This window comes from Salinarimonas soli (genome assembly GCF_008386575.1).
Taxonomy (GTDB): domain Bacteria; phylum Pseudomonadota; class Alphaproteobacteria; order Rhizobiales; family Beijerinckiaceae; genus Salinarimonas_A; species Salinarimonas_A soli.
Map to the genome: position 1 here is coordinate 1 of NZ_VUOA01000059.1, position 1377 is coordinate 1377.

1 protein-coding gene is annotated in these 1377 nt (G+C 64.3%); it reads left to right on the forward strand.

The window, feature by feature from the left end; translation table 11 throughout:
• Positions 1-79 precede the first annotated feature (79 nt).
• A complete protein-coding gene (locus F0L46_RS24905; protein ID WP_149822321.1) occupies positions 80-1369 on the forward strand; it encodes a serine hydrolase domain-containing protein in 1290 nt (429 codons plus the stop codon).
• Positions 1370-1377: the final 8 nt, after the last annotated feature.

Here is a 1377-nt window from a genome sequence, read left to right on the forward strand (position 1 = left end):
CGCTTGACCCCCTGGGTACCTGCGGGAGCAGAATGCCCGGGTCAGGGGCTGATTCAGCCCCTGACGGGAGGAAACAATCATGATCTCACGTCGACTTCTCCTCGGTCTGCTTGGAGCTGGAGCGCTCACGCTTGGGGGGCTCTCCGCGCCCGCGACGAGGGCCTTGTCGCCTGATGCACGAACCGCAAAGCTGGATGAGACTCTCCGGAGCCTCGTGGAAGGTCGCAGTACCCCTGGCGTCGCCGTGCTGATCCTGCAGGACGGAAATCCGGTCTATAGGCGCAGCATGGGCGTGCGTGAGGCAGGGGGCACGACGCCGATCGGCGAGAACGACATGTTCCGCCTCGCCTCCATGACAAAGGCCGTCACGTCGGTCGCAACCATGATCCTCGTGGAGGAGGGCAAGATCGGTCTCGACGACCCCGTGACGCGCTTCCTGCCTGAGTTCGCGAACCTCCGCGTGCGCGGAGCTGACGGAGCCGAGACGGCCGCAACGAGGCCTCCCACCGTGCGCGAGCTCCTGACCCACACGGCCGGGCTCTCCTACAACTTCATCAACAACCCTCAGGTCGTGAATGCGTACCGAGAGGCACGCGTGACCGACGGGTTGGATCAGCCAGACGTGACGACAGCCGAAGCGATGCGCCGCCTCGCCTCGGCTCCGCTCGGCTATCAGCCTGGAACGAGCTGGCAGTACTCGCTCGCGACCGATGTACTTGGCGCAGTGATCGAGAAGGTAACAGGCGGCTCGCTTGGCTCGTTCATCACCGAGCGGATCGCGAAGCCACTGCGGATTGAGAGCTGGGTCTTCTACGCACCCGAGACGGCCCGTGACCGCTTTGTGCCGGTCACCCGCCCAGAGCAGGGGACGGGGCAACTTGGGACTGGCTATGTTCCTGTGAAGGCAACAGAGGGTGTGCCGTACCCAGCTACGAAGGGAACAGCCAACCTCGATCCAAACCGCGTCTTCTCGCAGGCCGCTTACAACTCGGGCGGCGCTGGGATGAGCGGCACGATCGGCGACTACGCACGGTTCGCGCAGATGCTCCTGAACGAAGGCGAACTAGACGGGGCTCGTGTGCTGCGGGCCGAGACGGTTCGACAGATGACCCAGAACGCGACCGGCAGCATGCCTACTCTGCGTGGCCCAGGGTGGGGTCATAACCTCTGCTGCGGTCTTGTGACTGATCCGACGGCGGCCAAGACGCAGCTTCCGGTTGGTAGCTACGGCTGGGGCGGCATCTATGGGACGCAGTTCTGGGTGGATCCGACAAACCGGGTGGTCGGCGTAGTGATGACCCAGACGGCCGTTATCGGTTCTGGGCCGATCGCCAACCCTGTCCGTGAGGCCTTCTACGCGGTGGATTGAAGCTGCTG